Origin of the sequence: Nocardia sp. NBC_01388, from assembly GCF_045040085.1 — a bacterium.
GTDB lineage: Bacteria > Actinomycetota > Actinomycetes > Mycobacteriales > Mycobacteriaceae > Nocardia.
Genome location: NZ_CP109553.1, coordinates 6,112,900 through 6,129,010, shown reverse-complemented (window position 1 = coordinate 6,129,010; position 16,111 = coordinate 6,112,900). Strand labels below are relative to the sequence as shown.

Annotated in this window: 14 protein-coding genes; 12 read left to right on the top strand and 2 right to left on the bottom strand. The window is 67.7% G+C overall.

Annotation, left to right across the window (positions count from 1 at the left end; translation table 11 throughout):
* Positions 1–258 precede the first annotated feature (258 nt).
* The gene (locus tag OG716_RS29610; RefSeq protein ID WP_327146363.1) at positions 259–1,068 is read right to left on the bottom strand and encodes an HAD-IB family hydrolase; all 810 of its coding nucleotides are present in this window, start codon (positions 1,066–1,068) and stop codon (positions 259–261) included.
* Between the two features lie 374 nt (positions 1,069–1,442).
* Between OG716_RS29610 and ssd the strand changes: the two genes are divergently transcribed.
* From ssd to OG716_RS29570, 8 genes are all read left to right on the top strand, one after another.
* Positions 1,443–2,600, top strand: coding sequence for a septum site-determining protein Ssd (gene ssd, locus OG716_RS29605; protein ID WP_405133824.1), 1,158 nt, complete (start codon positions 1,443–1,445; stop codon positions 2,598–2,600).
* A 433-nt stretch (positions 2,601–3,033) separates the two neighbouring features.
* A complete protein-coding gene (locus tag OG716_RS29600) occupies positions 3,034–4,218 on the top strand; it encodes a TadA family conjugal transfer-associated ATPase (RefSeq protein WP_355130106.1) in 1,185 nt (394 codons plus the stop codon).
* Entirely contained in the window at positions 4,215–4,337 is a 123-nt protein-coding gene (locus OG716_RS29595) for a hypothetical protein (protein WP_405133823.1), read from the top strand. Before OG716_RS29600 ends, OG716_RS29595 begins: the two co-directional genes overlap by 4 nt.
* Positions 4,338–5,100: 763 nt before the next feature.
* Positions 5,101–5,913: a type II secretion system F family protein gene (locus OG716_RS29590; RefSeq protein ID WP_405133822.1), complete on the top strand. Its 813-nt coding sequence runs from the start codon at positions 5,101–5,103 to the stop codon at positions 5,911–5,913.
* Entirely contained in the window at positions 5,910–6,506 is a 597-nt protein-coding gene (locus OG716_RS29585) for a type II secretion system F family protein (protein WP_405133821.1), read from the top strand. The genes OG716_RS29590 and OG716_RS29585 overlap by 4 nt, the downstream gene beginning before the upstream one ends.
* 36 nt (positions 6,507–6,542) lie before the next feature.
* Positions 6,543–6,776: a DUF4244 domain-containing protein gene (locus tag OG716_RS29580; protein WP_405139990.1), complete on the top strand. Its 234-nt coding sequence runs from the start codon at positions 6,543–6,545 to the stop codon at positions 6,774–6,776.
* Positions 6,777–6,832: 56 nt separating this feature from the next.
* Positions 6,833–7,147, top strand: coding sequence for a TadE family type IV pilus minor pilin (locus OG716_RS29575; RefSeq protein WP_405133820.1), 315 nt, complete (start codon positions 6,833–6,835; stop codon positions 7,145–7,147).
* Positions 7,144–7,539 (top strand): Rv3654c family TadE-like protein, encoded by a 396-nt coding sequence (locus OG716_RS29570; RefSeq protein ID WP_405133819.1) that lies wholly within the window; start codon positions 7,144–7,146, stop codon positions 7,537–7,539. Before OG716_RS29575 ends, OG716_RS29570 begins: the two co-directional genes overlap by 4 nt.
* 401 nt (positions 7,540–7,940) lie before the next feature.
* Here OG716_RS29570 and OG716_RS29565 read toward each other — a convergent pair whose 3' ends face one another.
* The gene (locus OG716_RS29565) at positions 7,941–10,337 is read right to left on the bottom strand and encodes a DEAD/DEAH box helicase (protein WP_405133818.1); all 2,397 of its coding nucleotides are present in this window, start codon (positions 10,335–10,337) and stop codon (positions 7,941–7,943) included.
* Positions 10,338–10,773: 436 nt separating this feature from the next.
* On the opposite strand from OG716_RS29565, the gene OG716_RS29560 reads away from it, so the two are divergent.
* From OG716_RS29560 to OG716_RS29545, 4 genes are all read left to right on the top strand, one after another.
* Positions 10,774–10,980 (top strand): cold-shock protein, encoded by a 207-nt coding sequence (locus tag OG716_RS29560; protein WP_297626431.1) that lies wholly within the window; start codon positions 10,774–10,776, stop codon positions 10,978–10,980.
* A 253-nt stretch (positions 10,981–11,233) separates the two neighbouring features.
* Positions 11,234–14,170, top strand: a complete 2,937-nt coding sequence (gene topA, locus OG716_RS29555; RefSeq protein WP_405133817.1) for a type I DNA topoisomerase — start codon at positions 11,234–11,236, stop codon at positions 14,168–14,170.
* A gap of 141 nt (positions 14,171–14,311) precedes the next feature.
* A complete protein-coding gene (locus OG716_RS29550; protein ID WP_405133816.1) occupies positions 14,312–14,818 on the top strand; it encodes a DinB family protein in 507 nt (168 codons plus the stop codon).
* Positions 14,819–14,839: 21 nt separating this feature from the next.
* Entirely contained in the window at positions 14,840–16,087 is a 1,248-nt protein-coding gene (locus OG716_RS29545) for a DNA polymerase III subunit delta' (protein WP_405133815.1), read from the top strand.
* Positions 16,088–16,111: the final 24 nt, after the last annotated feature.

Genomic DNA, 16,111 nt, shown 5'->3' with positions numbered 1-16,111 from the left:
ATTACCGACCGGACCGCAGATAACGCAGGCCCACAACGCTCATGCCCTGTCGCGGCGTGCTCCGCGTGGGTGCCGGGTGTCCGTGCTGGGAAGGATGGGACGGGAGACCGAATCTTCTCTTCCGATTCCGATCTTGGCCTTCCTTACTTCCGTGCATCCATTGTTACCCTGTGACGGCCCTCACATCAAGTGCTGAGAAAACTTTCCAATACCCGGCGTGTCCGGCCGTTTTGTGCTGGGGCGTGTCTGGGTGTGATCTCATCTGCGCCGGCGGAGCAGCCGGTAGCTCACCGCGCCCGCGGCCACCGCGCTCAGGGCGACCACGGCACTGGCCGCCACGGTGGTCGTCGACGGTTGCGGAATGCGCGCCCACAGCGACACCGGATTGGAGAAGGTGAGAATCGGCCAGCCGCGGGCGACCGCCTCCTTGCGCAGACCGCGATCCGGATTCGCCGCCGTGGGATGCCCGACGACGCTCAGCATCGGCAGATCGGTCACCGAGTCCGAGTAGGCATAACACCGCGACAGGTCGTATCCGTATGTGGCGGCGAGCTTTTCGATCGCCTCCACCTTGCCCTCGCCGTAGCAGTAGAACTCGACTTCGCCTGTGTACTTGTTGTTTTCGACCACCATGCGGGTCGCGGCATAGTGGTCGGCGCCCAGCGCGACCGCGATGGGCGCGACCACCTCCGCGCCGGAGGCCGACACGATGACCACATCGTGGCCCCGAATGCGGTGGTCGGCAATGAGATCCGCCGCCTCGGCGTAGATGAGCGGATCCACGATGTCGTGCAGGGTCTCGGCGACGATCGAGCGCACCTGATCCACATCCCAGCCCGCGCACATGCGGGTCAGGTTCTCCCGCATGCGCTCCATCTGATCGTGGTCGGCGCCGGAGAGCAGGAACAGGAAATGCGCGTAGCTGCTCTCCAATACTGCTCGTCGGCTGAGCAGGCCCTGGTCCAGGAAGGGCTTGCTGAACACGAAGGCACTCGACCTCGCGATCACCGTCTTGTCGAGATCGAAGAAGGCGGCGACTCGTCCGCGCTCGGCTGTCACAGCGACCAGCTTATGTTTCGGAGGCGGCGGGCGGGCGGTGCGGTCCGCTCGGTGCGGGATTTTGCGGTGCTTGCCGGAGTTAGCCAGTCGGAAGCGGGGCCGTGGCAGCGGGAAAAAGACTCGCCCGGCGGACTTGCAAACGCTCCAGGCCTTGGGTGTAGTATTGGCGGTGCCTGGACTTAGTCCAGGCAGCGTTCAGCCCGACCCCCCGGGGCTGAACCCGACGACCCCAGCCTCCTCCCCCCCCCGGCTGGGGTCGTCCTCTATTTACGGACTGTTATGTCCCAGTGGATCACCCGGCTTTTTATCCACAGGCCGCGTGTTATCCACAATCGCTATTGAGGCTCTTTCGGCGCTTGCTCGTTTGGGTGACGCTGACCTGCATGAACTCTCAAGCCGATGCTTCATTCCGAGCCCTCGCCCTGGTGTCGGATCACAGACTGCGAGACGAGGTCCGGCGCATTGCGGCGGCCGCCGACCGTCCACTGGATGAACGAACTCCGCCACTCGGCCGGCACGCGTGGACAGCGGCCTCGGTGGTCGTGCTCGACTCCGCTGCCGCACGTTGCTGCGCATCCGCCGACTCCCCACGCCGCACCGGAATTCTGCTGGTGACCGACGGGGAGCCGGATTTGCTCGACTGGCGGGCGGCCGCCGAAATCGGTGCCGAGCAGGTGCTTCCGCTGCCGGCCGAGGCGGATGCCCTGATCGCCGCCTTCGCCGCCCACGACCAGCGCGGCAGCGGCGGCGGGGCGGTGGTCGCCATTGCCGGCGCCGTCGGCGGCGCGGGCGCCTCCACCCTGGCAACCGCCGTGGCACTCGCCGCCGCCGAACGCTTCCGCGATCACACGCTGCTGGTGGATGCCGCTCCGCACGGCGGTGGTCTCGACCTGCTCCTCGGACTGGAGAGGACCACCGGTCTGCGCTGGCCCGACCTCGTCATCGAAGACGGCCGCGTCTCCGCCGCGGCCCTGCACGCCGCCCTCCCCGCCGCCGCGGGCGTGGCCGTTCTCTCCTGCGGAAGAGGGCCTGCCGCAACAGAACTCAGCCCCGTCGCCCTGCATGCCGTGGTCGAGGCGGGCCGCGCCGCCGGCGATCTGGTGGTCTGCGACTTGTCCACCGAACGCGGCCCGCATACCGACCGGCTCTTCGACACCGCCGACCTGATAGTCCTCATCACCCCCGCCCGCCTGCGCGCCACCGCCGCGGCCGAATCCGTAGCTGCTCACCTCATCAGCCGAAATCCCCATGTGCGCTTGATTATCCGAGGCCCCTCCCCGGGCGGCCTCCGGGCCCGAGAAATCTCCGAGACCCTGGCCCTCCCCGTCCTGTCCGCAGTCCCATCCCACCCCGCCCTCTCCCAATCCCTCGAACGCGGCCCCCTCATCCTTCCGCGCCGGGGCCCCCTCCGTACGGCGGCCGAATCCGTCCTCACGGCCCTGGTCTCGAACACTCACCGCGCCAGCGCCCCGTCAACTCCCCGTAATCCCCTGCCGTCCAGACGAATCAGCACCCCCGCCCTCACCGGGACGTACCGATGACCCGGACCCACCGGCCCGAGCTCGAAGGCCTCGGCGGCGAACCGCGCCTGCGCGGAACGCCTGCCTCAGCAGCCCAGTACTCAGCAGACCATCTCTCCCGTTGCTCTCGACCGCCCACCGATCTGCTCGTGCGGCAAGCACGTGAATGCACCCTGGATACGATCGCAGGTCGTGCTGTGTTCGGGCGGGCTCCGCAGCCGCAGAAGTGCGTGAATACGCGACGGGCGCATCGGTTGCCGGTCGGCCCGCGTGCGGGTAGGCCCCTGGTGGATCGCTGGCTGTTCGGGCCATCTGCGGGCGGGCAGCAGGTGTGGCGGTCGCTGGTTGGGGAGCCTGCCGGTAGGTCCCGGGTGCGGCGCTTACCGGTTGGCAGGGGCGCGCGAGTGGCGCGGGCGCGGCGGATGCCGATCAGCGGGTATTCGGGGGTGTCGCGATGAGTGCGCTGGTGACGGCGGATCTGCTGGATCGGGTGCGGGAGCGGTTGGCGGAGGGGGCGGTCGAGCCGGATCCGGCACAGGTGGCCGCGGCTATTCGGGCCGAAGCCGGTGGGGTGCTGGGGGATACGGATCTGCTGCGGGCGCTGCGGCTGCTGCAGACGGAGATGACCGGGGCGGGAGTGCTGGAGCCGCTGCTACACGATCCGGAGGTGGCCGATGTGCTGGTCACCGCACCGGATGCGGTGTGGGTGGATCGGGGGCACGGGCTGCGACGGGCCTCGGTGCGATTTCCGGACGAGGCTGCGGTGCGGCGTTTGGCGCAGCGGCTGGCCCTGTCGGCGGGGCGCCGGCTCGACGATGCGCAACCGTGGGTGGACGGCCGGCTGACCGGAACGGAAGCGGCCCTGGGTAATTCGTTCGGTGTCCGGTTGCATGCGGTGCTGTCGCCCATCGCGCACGGCGGCACCTGTCTCTCACTGCGGGTACTGCGCCCGGCCTCGCAGGGGTTGGATGCGCTGGCCGCCGCGGGCGCGGTCACCGCCGAGGCGAAAGCCCTGCTGGAGCGCATAATTCGCGCGCGCCTCGCCTTCCTGGTGGTCGGCGGCACCGGCGCGGGCAAAACCACCCTGCTCTCCGGCCTGCTCGCCAAGGTCGATGCCGCCGAACGCATTATCTGCGTCGAGGACGCCGCGGAGCTGGCCCCGCCCCACCCGCACGTGGTCCGCCTGGTCGCCCGCCCCGCCAATGTCGAAGGTGCAGGCGAGGTGACAGTCCGGGACCTGGTCCGCCAGGCCCTCCGCATGCGCCCCGACCGCATAGTCGTGGGCGAGGTGCGCGGCGCCGAAGTCGCAGACCTGCTGACCGCACTGAATACCGGCCACGACGGCGGCGCGGGCACGGTGCACGCGAACTCACCCCGCGAGGTCCCCGCCCGCCTCGAAGCCCTGGCCGCCCTGGGCGGTATGAGCCGCGATGCCCTGCACAGCCAACTCGCCGCCGCCATCCAGGTGGTCCTGCACGTCCACCGCCGCCCCGACGGCACTCGCACCCTCCGCGAAATAGGTCTGGTCACCTCCACCGCCGGCCGAGTCCACATCACCCCCGCCTGGTCCGCCGACCCCCGCCCCACCCCCGCGTCCGCCGCCCTGACCGACCTCCTCGACGAAAGAACCACCCCATGACCACGACGTCCGCCGCCACCTCGCTCACCAACTTCCTCAGCGAGGCGCAACCCAATGCCGTCATGCCTGCCGTCGCCTCGCTCGCCGGTCTCCTCCATGAAGGGCGCCCAGCGACGTGACGTCGGCCGCCGCTTCGCTCGTCGGTCCCCCCGATAAAGGCACCCCGATTGCCGTGCCGTCCGCCGTCGCCTCGCTCGTCCCTCTTCTCAACGAACGGGAAGTTTCGCGACTACTGCGTCCGTCGCAGCCTCCCTACCCGCTGCCATCACGAAAGGAGATCCCGTGGTCGCCGCGTCCGAAGTTGCTACGGCTGCGGCGAAAGCAGTTGGGCGACGGCCGCATTCCGGCACTGATGATCGCCGCGTCGGTCGCGGCTCGTGCTCACTCTTCGACGAAAGGACACCTTGATGACTGCCGCATTTCCAGCTGACTCCGGTTCGGCGGAGGTGGCTCGATCTCCGCTCGCTGCCGCGGGGGAGGCGGGAGCTGATGACGGTCTTCCGCCGCTGCCGGTTCGGCCCGGTGGCGGACGGCTCGATGACGCACTGCCGCTGCATGTTTTCACTCCCTGTCAGCAGAGTCGATCGAGTGCCTCGCCCACCGGGCTGGTCTGTGTTTGTCCGATCAGCGACTCCTGCGGGCGGCCTGTCGGCGAGGGGAGCGGTCGATGACTGCGTCGTCGGGGCCGGAGCCTCGGCCTGCCGTGCCGGAGGTGAGAAGGCCGGGCTGTTGCGCTGAGGATCAGTGTTCCGGGCGGGATCAGCGGTGCGGCAAGTTGTTTCAGTGGCGTCACAGTCAGCCGCCAGGGCTACGTCATGGGTGGCGCAGTGGTTGTGTGTCGCGGCGGGAGGGTCCGCCGCGAGCAGCCGAGAGCGGTGACCGATGACTTCGATTGTCGGGCACTGGGGTTCGATACTCGGCTGTCTCGCGCTCGCACTGGTGGTGGTTCCCGATCCGGCGGGCCGTCGCAGGTTCGCCCGACTGTTTCGGTGCGCGAGGAAGATTCGACAGCCGGGGGTGGGCCGGGCAGTTCGGCTGGCCGTGGTGGCGGGACTGCCTGCGGCGCTCGTGGTCGGCGTCGGTCCGCTGTTTGCCGCGATTTTGGTGGTGGGGACGCTGGGACTGCGCCGGCGGCGGGCGGGGCGGGAACGTGTGAGAGGGGAGGAGAGTGCGCAGCTGCTGGAGGGGTTGGAGACGGTGATCGGCGAGCTGCGGATCGGTGCGCATCCGAGTGCGGCCGCGGAAGTCGCCGCGTACGAGACCGTTGGTCCGGTGGCGCACGCGTTTGCGGTGAGCGCCGCGCGCAGCCGTCTGGGGGGATCGGGGGCCGATGCGTTTCGTCGCTCGGAAACCGCGATCCCGCAGGAGCTGGCCCGCATCGGCGAAGCCTGGCAGGTGGCCGATCGGCACGGGCTGGCACTCGCGGAGCTGCTCACGGCGACCCGGCTGGACCTATTGGGCCGCAAGCGCTTCCGCGACCGCACCCGAGCCGCGCTCGCGGGTGCCCGCGCGACCGCCGCTGTGCTCGCCCTGCTGCCCCTGCTCGGTATCGCACTCGGTCAACTGATGGGAGCAGCTCCGGTGCACGTGCTCTTCCTGTCTCCGGCCGGCGCCTATCTCCTTCCGCTCGGAGCGGCCCTCACCTGCGCCGGTCTGCTCTGGACCGACGCCATCACCGCAAAGGCGCTGCGATGAACAGCCTTTCGTGGTCGCTGCTGTTCACCGCGCTCGCGCTGGTGCTGCTGCCGGGGCGTATTGCCGCTGCACAGCGATTGCGCGGCCTACGGGAGCGAGATCCTGAGGTGCGTGCCAAGTCCGTTCGGGCCGCACCTGATCCGCTGGGTGTGGCGGGCACCTTGGACCTGTTCGCGGCCTGCCTGCGCGCGGGCCTGCCCGCGGCGGCAGCGGCGGGCGCCGTGGCGCCGGGCGCCCCGGAACCACTGACCTCGGTGTTGCGACGAGCAGCGGATCTGCTTGCGCTGGGGGCGGATCCGGTGACGGCGTGGGAGCAGGCCACCGCCGGGTGCGGTGACGACGGAGTGGCCGCACTCGCGCGCATGGCCCGCCGGTCGGCGCGTTCGGGGGCCGGGTTGGCCTCCGCGGTAACCGAATTGGCCGAGCAGCGCAGGGGAGCGGTCGAGGATGTGGCCGCCGCACGGGCCGAACGCGCCGGCGTCCTGATCGGCGGGCCTCTCGGTCTGTGCTTTCTGCCGGCCTTCGTATGCCTGGGGATCGTGCCGGTGGTTATCGGCCTGGCCGGCCATGTCCTGGGCGGAGGCCTGCTGTGAACGGCAACTGTGCCGATGCGGATCGGCCGCATCGGAGTGAGGAGAGGAGAGATCGTGCGATCTTCGGTGCGAAGCCTGAGCTGGGGCCTGCGCGAGCGATTGCTCCTCGTCGCGGTCGGCGAGGAGGGCATGAGTACGGCCGAGTACGCCATCGGGACGATCGCGGCCGCGGCGTTCGGCGCCGTGTTGTACGCGGTGGTGACCGGCGACAGCATCGTCAACGCCCTGACCAAGATCATCGACAAGGCATTGAAGACCTCGACCGGCTGAGCGCAGGCTCGCCCGCCGCACTGTCCCGGCCGCCTTTTCGCGGCGGCGACCGGGGCATGGCGACCGTCGAGGCCGCCATCGCCCTGGCAGCCCTGGTCGCCGTGCTGGTCCTCTGCATAGGCGCATTGCTCGCGGTATCGGCACAGGTGCGCTGTGTTGATGCCGCGCGCGAGGCGGCCCGCCTCACAGCCCGCGGCGACAGTGCCGGGGCCGCAGCGGCTGCCCGGCGAATGGCGCCCCCGAGTGCCGTGATCACTGTCCGCACGGACGGCGAGCTGGTGGTGGCCTCGGTGAGCGTCCGATCCCCACTGCTACCGCTGACCTTGCGCGCGGAGGCCGTGTCGGCGCGGGAACCCGGCGAGCCGCGATGAGGCGCCGCGGTCGTTGTGGCGGGCCCCGCGCGCGGGACGCGGGCGATGAGTCAGGGGGAGTGACGGTGGTCGCATGTGTGGCGTTGCTCGCTTTGCTGACCCTCACGGTGCTGGTGGCACAGGTCGGGGTGGCGGTGGCGGGCCGTCACCGCGCGCAGTCCGCGGCGGACCTCGCCGCACTGGCCGCGGCCGCCGGGCTGGACCGTGGCACGGCGGCGGGTTGCACGCGAGCGGAGGAGATCGCGCGCCGAATGGGAGTGCGGATTGTCGGGTGCACCGTGGCGGAGTGGGATGTGACGATCACGGTCGAAGCGCGAATGGCGCTCGGTCCACTGGGTACGCGATCGGTGCGCGCTATGGCCCGGGCCGGACCTATCGGAGAGGACGTGTAGTACTCGCGGCAGTAGTAGTAGCCGCAATAGCGAGGACTACTTGCCCAATGCAACTATCTCGTACTGAGCGGTTGGTTAGAGAATGGATGGCGCGCACCACACTGCGTGTCGATCAATGTCGATATTGGATGAAAGTGGTAGGCGAATAGTTTTCTCCGCCCATGACTTTCCTATTCGTTCCAAAACGTGGAATCGACTAAATGCACTGGTAAATGCATGATCGACATTATCGAACGGGGCAACTGCGCAGTTAACCGGATCACATCCCTCTTTATTCGACTATCAGGTGCGCTGTGCATGACTCGTTACGAGTCGTGCGCCACGCTGCCTCGTACCCCTCACGTCCTGGTACCGGCAGGTCGGCCGGATGGCGTTCCGGCCTCGCTCCGGCGACGCCCCGATCACGGTTCGGTGTGGTCCCCGTCACCATCGCCGAGGGCTGCCAGCACTGCGGTCAGCAGGCGCGCCGCACCCGTCTTGTCCAGCGGATTATTGCCGTTTCCGCACTTCGGAGACTGTACGCAGGACGGGCAGCCACTACCGCAGCCACAGGATTCGATGGCCGCCAGCGTCGCCGTCAGCCACTGACGCAGCCGTGCGAACCCGCGTTCGGCGAAACCCGCGCCCCCGGGATGCCCGTCGTAGACGAATACGGTGGGCAGCCCGGTATCGGGATGTTCCGCGGTCGATACCCCGCCGATATCCCAGCGATCGCAGGTCGCGACCAGCGGCAGCATGCCGATGGCGGCGTGTTCGGCCGCGTGCAGCGCCCCCGCCGCCTGCCTGGGGTCGATTCCGGCACGCGACAGCAGGTCCGGCGTGACTGTATAGAGGACAGCCCGGGTCGGCAGGATCTGTGCGGGCAGCTCCAGTGGCACCATGTCCAGGACCTCACCGCTGGGCAGCCGGCGCAGGTATCCGATCACCTGCCGAGTCACCAGCACCTGCGCCAAAGCAATGGTGACCTGGCCATATGTCTCGTATTCGGTCATCTCCTCGACCTCGACGGTCGTCACGGCCCGGGCGCTGGTGGTCCAGCCCGGAGTCTCGGCGTGCACGAGCGCGACGCCTTCCTCCAGGTCCAGCTCATCGACCACATAACTCTCGCCCTGATGCAGGTGGACGGCCCCCTCGTGCAGGGTGGCCGGCGCCCGTCCGGCATCTGTGGTGCCGAGCATGCGCCCGCTCTCCCCGTCGACCACCGCGATCGCACTGCCGATGCCGCCGCGCACGTCCACCGCATCGTGGGGATGGGCGTCGGCGGTGACGAACCAGCGTGCGGTCCCATCCCTTCCGACCCCCGCCCGCCGCCGGATCAGACCCTGTCGGGCCAGGTCGGAGAGCAATTCCCAAGCCCGGTACTCGAGCACCTCGGCATCGGTGAGCGGCTGTTCCATGGCCGCGCACAGCAGGTGCGGGCCGAGCACATAGGGATTGTGCGGATCGGTGATGGTGGCCTCGACGGGCCGCCCGAGCAGCGCCTCCGGATGATGCACGAGATAGGTGTCCAGCGGGTCGTCACGGGCGATGAGCAGCACCAATGACCCCTGGGTGCGCCGCCCGGCCCGCCCGGCCTGCTGCCAGAACGAGGCGACCGTGCCCGGATATCCCGCGACCACCACAGCATCAAGCCCCGCGATGTCCACGCCCAGCTCGAGGGCATTGGTGGTGGCCACACCCAGCAGCGACCCCTCCGACAGCGCCGCTTCGAGCGCCCGCCGATCTTCCGCCAGATAACCGGCCCGGTAGGCCGCGATCCGTTCCGGCAGCGTGGCGTCGACGTCGGCGAGCAGCCGCCGGGTATCCATGGCAATGGCTTCGGCCCCACGCCGGGACCGCACGAAGGTGAGCGTGCGCGCCCCCTCGGTCACCAGGTCGGCCATGATCTCGGCGGCCTCCGCCCCGGCCGATCTCCGCACGGCCGCACCGTTTTCCCCGGTCACACCCCCGCCGATGAGCGGCGGCTCCCACAGCGCCACCGTCCGAGAGCCCTGCGGCGACCCGTCCTCGGTGACCGCGACGCAGGGTGCGCCGATGAGCCGGGAGGCCGTCGCCGCCGGTTCGGCGGTGGTGGCCGAGCACAGGATGAACACCGGGTCGGCCCCGTATCGCGCCGCCAGCCGCCGCAGCCGCCGCAGTACCAGCGCCACGTGCGACCCGAATACGCCCCGGTAGGTATGGCATTCGTCGACCACCACGTACTTCAGCTGCCGCAGCAGCCGGGCCCAGCGCTGATGTGATCGCAGCATTCCGACGTGCAGCATGTCCGGATTGGTGAAGACCCAGCGGGAATTGGCCCGCACCCACTGCCTTATTTCGGTGGGCGTATCGCCGTCATAAGGCGCGGGATGAATGCCGCGCAGCGGATCGTGGCTGGTCAGCTCGGTGGCCATCCGCAGTTGATCGGCCCCGAGCGCTTTGGTGGGCGCCAGATAGAGGGCCGTGGCCCGGGGGTCCTGCTGCAGCGCGGTAAGTACGGGCAGCTGGTAGGCGAGCGATTTGCCGGAGGCGGTGCCCGTGGAAACGACGACGTGACGTCCCCCCGCGGCCAGGTCGGCGGCCTGCGTCTGATGAATCCACGGTGCTTCCACCCCCACAGCACGCACCGCGGCTATTACTTCGGAAGACGCCCATTCGGGCCAATTCGTGACCTGAGCCGCACGTGGCGGCAACTCTGCGACGTGGGTGAGACGGGTGTCGCCAGCTCCTGCCCCGGTAAGGACACGATTCAGCAACGATTGGCCATAGCTGGTGTCGTGGGGGCTTCCCAGAACGCTCGCGGGGTTCGCCGGAATCATGGTCAGGCCGCCTTGCTGGGCGTGTGGGGTGCGAAACGTGTGTATGTCTGGTCCTCTACCTGCCATTTCACTACAGAGTAGCGTCCTGTGTCGCAGGGGGTTTGCCGGATGCTCGCTCTGTTATCCGGAAGCAAACCTACTTCGAGTACGGATTTGGGCATTATGCCCCTCACCTGCGCATTCGCAAGATCAACTTTTTTGCAAATTGTGGGTAACTCAGCTGTTGAATTGCTCGCGGACATGGTTCACTGGTTCCTGGTCGCAAGCTTCTGTGTTCGAGGGAACGGATCTAAAGTCCAAACCATCAAGCAGGATCGATGTTGCGAACGGTGTACTGATGGCTTTCCTGCAGGGGGAACAGAGTACAGCGGTCTCAACGGACCCGGTGGACGAACCTACTTGTCTACCGTTCCGGTATGGAAAGAGAAGGAACAGAATGGCACAGGGAACTGTGAAGTGGTTCAACGCGGAGAAGGGGTTCGGCTTCATCGCGCCCGAGGACGGGTCCGCTGACGTCTTCGTCCACTACTCCGAGATCCAGGGTTCGGGCTTCCGCACCCTCGAAGAGAACCAGAAGGTCGAGTTCGAGGTCGGCCAGGGCACCAAGGGCCCGCAGGCCACCGGTGTTCGCGCGCTCGCCTGAGCGGGCTCACCCATCTAGGTATCCGTCCCCCATCGCCACACGGCGGTGGGGGACGAGCCATATCCGGACCCACTACACTCGATCACAACCCGGGGCCATATCGTCGCTGCGACCGAGGCCGAGCCTCTGAACACGGTATAAACGTTGCTGGCAGCGATAATCAGTAATCGCAGCCACTTTGCCCCAGCCGCGTATCGCGCGCCGTGACATGACAACGACGCAGCGCGGATCGACAGGAAAGGTGTGTTCGCCGGTGGCAACACGAGACCGCGGTGCAGCGCCGAACTCCAAGGCAGCGCCCGACCAGGGTCGGCCCCTGCGTCGTCTCGTCATCGTCGAGTCGCCGACAAAGGCCCGGAAAATCGCGCCCTACCTGGGCCGCGGCTATGTAGTCGAGGCGTCGGTCGGGCATATTCGGGATCTGCCGCGAGGTGCGGCGGATGTGCCTGCCAAATACAAGGGCGAGCAGTGGGCCCGACTCGGCGTCGACGTCGACCATGACTTCGAGGCCATATATGTGGTCAGCCCGGATAAGAAGGCCAAGGTCGCAGAGCTGAAAAGCCTGCTCGCCGACGCCGACGAACTTTATCTCGCCACTGACCCCGACCGCGAGGGCGAAGCCATCGCGTGGCATCTGCTGGAGACCCTGAAGCCCAAGGTCCCGGTCAGACGCATGGTGTTCCACGAGATCACCGAGCCGGCCATCCTCGCCGCGGCCGCCGACACGCGCGACCTCGATAAGGATTTGGTCGACGCTCAGGAGACGCGCCGCATCCTCGATCGGCTCTACGGTTACGAAGTTTCACCGGTGCTGTGGAAGAAGGTCATGCCGCGCTTGTCGGCGGGCCGGGTGCAGTCTGTGGCGACGCGCGTCATCGTGCAGCGGGAGCGGGAGCGCATGGCGTTCCGTTCCGCCGAGTACTGGGATATTGCGGCCAAGCTGGACGCGGGCGATCAGGGCGAGGGCAATCCGCGGGTCTTCGGCGCCCGTCTTGTCACCGTCTCGGGTGCACGCGTGGCGACCGGTCGCGATTTCGGCGCCGATGGGCAGCTGAAGTCCTCGGGTGTCACGGTGCTGGACGCCGGTTACGCGCAGCGGCTGGCGGAATCGCTGCAGGGCGAGGCGCTGACGGTCAGTTCGGTCGAGTCCAAGCCGTATACCCGCAAGCCGTATGCGCCGTTCATGACCTCGACGCTGCAGCAGGAGGCCGCGCGCAAGTTGCGCTTCACCTCCGAGCGCACCATGCGGGTCGCGCAGCGGCTGTATGAAAACGGCTACATCACCTACATGCGTACCGACTCGACCACGCTGTCGGAGTCGGCCATCCAGTCGGCGCGGGCCCAGGCCACGCAGCTGTACGGCGCGGAGTATGTGAGCCCGACGCCGCGGCAGTACACCCGCAAGGTGAAGAACGCGCAGGAGGCACACGAGGCGATTCGTCCCTCCGGTGATGTCTTCATCACCCCGGGGCAGTTGCATTCGCGGGTCGACAATGACGAATTCCGGCTCTACGAGCTGATCTGGCAGCGCACGGTGGCCTCGCAGATGGTCGATGCGCGCGGCACCACGCTGACCGTTCGCATCACCGGTGTCGCGAATACCGGTGAGGAGTGCGTGTTTTCGTCGTCCGGTCGCACGCTCACCTTCGCGGGCTTCCTGAAGGCGTACGTGGAGAGTGTCGACGAGGAGGCGGGCGGCCAGTCCGATGACGCCGAATCCCGGCTGCCGGCGCTGACCGAGGGCCAGGCGGTGACGGCCATCGAGCTGGCGCCGGACGGGCACACCACCAATCCGCCGCCGCGTTTCACGGAAGCGTCGCTGATCAAGACGTTGGAAGAGCTCGGTATCGGGCGTCCTTCCACCTACGCGTCGATCATCAAGACGATTCTCGATCGCGGGTATGTGTACAAGCGCGGTAGTGCGCTGGTGCCGTCGTGGGTGGCGTTCGCGGTGATCGGCCTGCTGGAGTCGCACTTCGGCCGGCTGGTGGACTTCGACTTCACCGCGGCCATGGAGGACGATCTCGACGCCATCGCCGGTGGTCGCGCCCAACGCGGAAACTGGTTGTCCAGCTTCTACTTCGGCGGTGACGACGGCGCCGACGGTTCGGTGGCACGCTCCGGCGGCCTGAAGAAGATGGTGAGCGAGCGGCTCGACGGTATCGATGCCCGCGAGGTCAACTCGATCAAGCTTTTCGCCGATGAAGAAGGCCGCGATGTGGTTGTCCGGGTCGGCAAGTTCGGTCCGTATCTGGAGCGCATGGTCATCAATCCTGATGACCCAGAGGGCGATTCGATCTCGCAGCGCGCCAATCTGCCCGATGATCTGCCGCCGGACGAGCTGACACTCGATGTCGCGGAGAAGCTGTTCTCGACTCCGCAGGAGGGTCGCTCGCTCGGCATCGATCTGGTCAGCGGGCACGAAATCGTCGCCAAGGAAGGACGTTTCGGTCCGTATGTGACCGAGGTGCTGCCGGAACCGGCCGCGGAGCCCGAGGCCAAGAAGGGTGCGAAGAAGGCGGTCGCGCCGAAGCCGCGCACCGGATCGCTGTTCAAATCCATGGATTTGGAAAGCATTACGCTCGATGATGCGCTGAAGTTGTTGTCGCTGCCGCGTGTTGTGGGTGTCGATCCGGCCTCCAATGAGGAGATCACCGCGCAGAACGGCCGCTATGGGCCGTATCTGAAGAAGGGCACCGATTCGCGGTCGCTGACCGGTGAGGATCAGATCTTCACGGTCACGCTGGAGGAGGCGCTCAAGATCTACGCCGAGCCCAAGCGGCGCGGCGGGCAGTCGGCCAGTGCGCCGCCGCTGCGTGAGCTGGGTGTGGATCCGGTCTCGGAGAAGCCGATGGTGATCAAGGACGGCCGCTTCGGGCCGTACGTCACCGACGGTGAGACCAATGCCAGCCTGCGCAAGGACGATGCGGTGGAGTCCATCACCGACGCGCGTGCCTCGGAGCTGCTGGCGGATCGGCGGGCGCGCGGGCCGGTGAAGAAGGTCGCGAAGAAGACCGCTGCCAAGAAGGCGCCCGCGAAGAAGGCCGCGGCCAAGAAGACCGCGGCGAAGGCTACGGCGTCGAAGACCACGGTGGTGAAGAAGGCGGCGGCGAAGAAGGCCGCGGCCAAGACCGCGGACGGGGTCACCACCAAGAAGGCCGCGGCGAAAAAAGCTTCCGCTTCCAAGTAGTCCGCGGGCCGATAGTTCTGACCGGAAATCACCCGCCTCGTGCGGGTGATTTCCGCTGTCAAGGGTTCTCGTCAACCAGCCCGATTGTCGGTGCCCTGCCGTAGCGTGTGTCCCGAATACGCACCAGCGGAGGGACATTCGATGACCGTCGACCACGAGCGTGAACAGCTGATCAGTATCCTGGCGAGTCAGCGGGATATCTTCCGGATCACCCTGCGCGGGATCGAAGAGGATGACGCGCGGGAGCGGAGTACGGTCAGCGAGCTCACGCTCGGCGGTCTGCTACATCACGTGATCAATGTTGAGCGGCACTGGACCACGGTCCTCGTCGAGTGTGATCCGAACTCCGAATTCGATGTCTCCGGAATGGATTCCGAGTACAAGCTCGGTCCGGACGAGACGGTCGAGGGGCTGCTCGCCGAGTGGGATGTGCTCGCCGAGCAGACCGCGAAGCTGATTCGTGAGCTGCCCAACCTGGACGATTCGATCCCCACCCCGACCGCTCCCTGGGCGCCCGAGCGGGAGTGGCTGACCGCGCGCTACATCATCCTGCACATCCTGCGCGAGATCGCCCACCACTCCGGCCACGCCGACATCATTCGCGAATCCTTCGACGGCGCGAGCACGACGCACCAGCGCGCGGTCTGACAGGGGACCGGCAGGGCAGTCATGTCGGTGGGCGACAGTAGTCTGTACCGCGTGGCAGGAGTCTTCGATCGACTGGTGGGACAGGATACGGTCGAGTCCGCGCTGACGGATGCGGCGGTGGCGGCGCGGGGTGGCGAGCTGGTGTCGTCGTCGGCCATGACGCATTCGTGGTTGTTCACCGGGCCGCCCGGGTCGGGGCGTTCGGTGGCGGCGCTGTGTTTCGCGGCGGCGTTGCAGTGCACCGATGCGGGGACTCCGGGGTGCGGTCGGTGTCATGCGTGCACGACCACCATGGCCGGAACGCATGGCGATGTGCGTCGCGTGGTGCCGGAGGGGTTGAGCATCGGCACCAAGGAGATGCGCGAGATCGTGCAGGTGGCGTCGCGGCGGCCCAGCACCGGCCGCTGGCAGGTGGTGGTGGTCGAAGATGCCGACCGTTTGACCGAAGCGGCCGGAAACGTGCTGCTCAAGGTGGTGGAAGAGCCGCCGGCCCGTACCGTCTTCCTGCTGTGCGCGCCTTCGGTTGATCCGGAGGATATTTCGATCACGCTGCGTTCCCGGTGCAGGCATGTGCATTTGGCGACGCCGTCGGTGGATTCGATCGCGAAGGTGCTGCGCGAGCGGGACGGGCTCGCCACCGATACCGCGGCCTGGGCGGCCTCGGTCAGTGGTGGTCATGTCGGCCGGGCGCGCCGATTGGCCACCGACGATCAGGCCAGGGCTCAGCGCAAACGGGCCCTGGCCCTGGTCGCCGCGACCACACGTCCGGGTATGGCCTACTCCGCCGCCGAAGAATTGGTGAAGTCCGCCGATGACGAGGCCAAGCAGATGAGCGCGGTCCGCGACGACAAGGAGCGGGACGCGCTGGCGATGGCGCTCGGCGCCGGCGGTACCGGTAAGGGCGCGGCGGGGGCGACCCGCGGTTCGGCCGGTGCGCTCAAGGATTTGGAGAAGCGGCAGAAGTCCCGCGCCACCCGGACCGGTCGTGATGCGCTGGACCGGGCGCTCATCGATGTGGCCGGACTGTACCGGGATGCCCTGGCCGTAGGATTCGGCGCCGCGACCGTGGACTCGAAAGCTGGTGTCACGCTCACACATCCCGATATGGCCGACCAGATTCGAGAATTGGCGACCGACGTCCGCCCCGAGGGCCTGCTGCGCTCGATCCAGGCGATACTCGATTGCCGCGAGGCCCTGGAAACGAATGTGAAGCCCCGCTTCGCCGTCGCCGCCATGGTCGCCGGCCTGATCGCGGCCCGCTCCGCGTGACCGTCACCACCGATTTTCGCGATC

Coding starts and splice junctions, on each gene's coding strand:
- OG716_RS29600 (WP_355130106.1), top strand. CDS start 3,034: ATGAGTGCGCTGGTGACGGCGGATCTGCTGGATCGGGTGCGGGAGCGG.
- OG716_RS29560 (WP_297626431.1), top strand. CDS start 10,774: ATGGCACAGGGAACTGTGAAGTGGTTCAACGCGGAGAAGGGGTTCGGC.
- OG716_RS29545 (WP_405133815.1), top strand. CDS start 14,840: ATGTCGGTGGGCGACAGTAGTCTGTACCGCGTGGCAGGAGTCTTCGAT.
- OG716_RS29570 (WP_405133819.1), top strand. CDS start 7,144: ATGAGGCGCCGCGGTCGTTGTGGCGGGCCCCGCGCGCGGGACGCGGGC.
- OG716_RS29550 (WP_405133816.1), top strand. CDS start 14,312: ATGACCGTCGACCACGAGCGTGAACAGCTGATCAGTATCCTGGCGAGT.
- OG716_RS29590 (WP_405133822.1), top strand. CDS start 5,101: ATGACTTCGATTGTCGGGCACTGGGGTTCGATACTCGGCTGTCTCGCG.
- OG716_RS29575 (WP_405133820.1), top strand. CDS start 6,833: ATGGCGACCGTCGAGGCCGCCATCGCCCTGGCAGCCCTGGTCGCCGTG.
- OG716_RS29585 (WP_405133821.1), top strand. CDS start 5,910: ATGAACAGCCTTTCGTGGTCGCTGCTGTTCACCGCGCTCGCGCTGGTG.
- ssd (WP_405133824.1), top strand. CDS start 1,443: ATGAACTCTCAAGCCGATGCTTCATTCCGAGCCCTCGCCCTGGTGTCG.
- OG716_RS29565 (WP_405133818.1), bottom strand. CDS start 10,337: ATGATTCCGGCGAACCCCGCGAGCGTTCTGGGAAGCCCCCACGACACC.
- OG716_RS29595 (WP_405133823.1), top strand. CDS start 4,215: ATGACCACGACGTCCGCCGCCACCTCGCTCACCAACTTCCTCAGCGAG.